Source organism: Halochromatium sp. NSM3, from assembly GCF_059621085.1.
The window spans coordinates 1-1094 of the sequence record NZ_JCAQIA010000090.1 but is presented as its reverse complement, the minus strand read 5'-3'; the positions used below and the strand labels follow the sequence as shown (position 1 = coordinate 1094).

Below are 1094 nucleotides of genomic sequence, written 5' to 3'. Positions count from 1 at the left end.
TGCTCACCGACGGGCAGATTGCCCAAGCCACCGGCCTGAGTGTGGCGCAAGTCGAGGCCTTACGCGCGGACAAGTGATGCTGCCCGATTGATCCGTCTGGCGGCATCCGATCAAGACCAAGGTGACGACGCCCGCCAAGGGCTGACCGCCGATCGTGCGAACACGACAACAAGGACGCACCAGGTCTACACTAGCCTTGAGCGTCGGCACGCCGCCGAGGACATTGACGAGCAGGTGCGCCCGTAGCCGCCAATCGGCTAGACTGAGAAGATGAGCCGCGCCCCCCGCATCCCCTGGCATGAACTGCTCGGCAAAGCCCTCACCGATGCGCTGATCGGGCTGCCGTACAGCGTCAGCACCGAAGAAGAACTCGCTCTGCGCAGCCAACGCCTGGATGTGTTGATCATTGAGCAGGCCGCACCCCAAGCGCCCAACGCACCACACGCACCCGAGCACCACCCCAACGACCTTGAACGCCCCGATGGCCTCGACAACCTCGCCGCGCACAATCTGCTCAGCTTCAAAGCCGCCGGCGCGCCCTATGATGCTTGGGCGCTGGAAGAGCTCAACAGCCACTATGTCACCTACCGCAAACTCGCCTCGATCCGCGCCCTGCAACAGCGGCCTGCCTGCGATGAGCAGCCCGTCAGTGAACCTGACAAGGCCTATCCACTGCTACCCGCAGCCGATTTTTGCAGTGTCGCCATCGCCACGCATTTTCCACGCAAGCTGGTCAAGCAACTCCCCCGGGGCAGTTGTCAAAGGGGCGGCAAGCCCGGCATTTACAGGGTGCAGGCCGGCACCCGTGAGGTCCGCCTCATCGTTATCAACGCCCTGCGCGACTTGCCGCACAACGCCCCCTGGCGGCTGTTCTGCAGCAACAAAGCGCAGCAACGTGCCGCGCTGAACCAATATCGCCCACACAGCGAGATCGGACTGCACCTGCACAACCTCCTCGCCCACCACCTGCTCGGAGACGGCACCATGGCCCAGACCTTTGAAGACATGCAACGCGAAGCCCACGAGTGGTTGAAGGATTCCATCCGCAAGCTCGATCCCGATGAGGTGCTTCAGTGCTATGACCCTGAAGAGCG

Annotated in this window: 1 protein-coding gene; it reads left to right on the top strand. The window is 63.0% G+C overall.

The features are described from left to right. Positions 1 to 270 precede the first annotated feature (270 nt). Positions 271 to 1094 (top strand): hypothetical protein (locus tag AC54T3_RS17425; protein ID WP_496626575.1); only part of this gene is annotated, 824 nt, incomplete at its 3' end.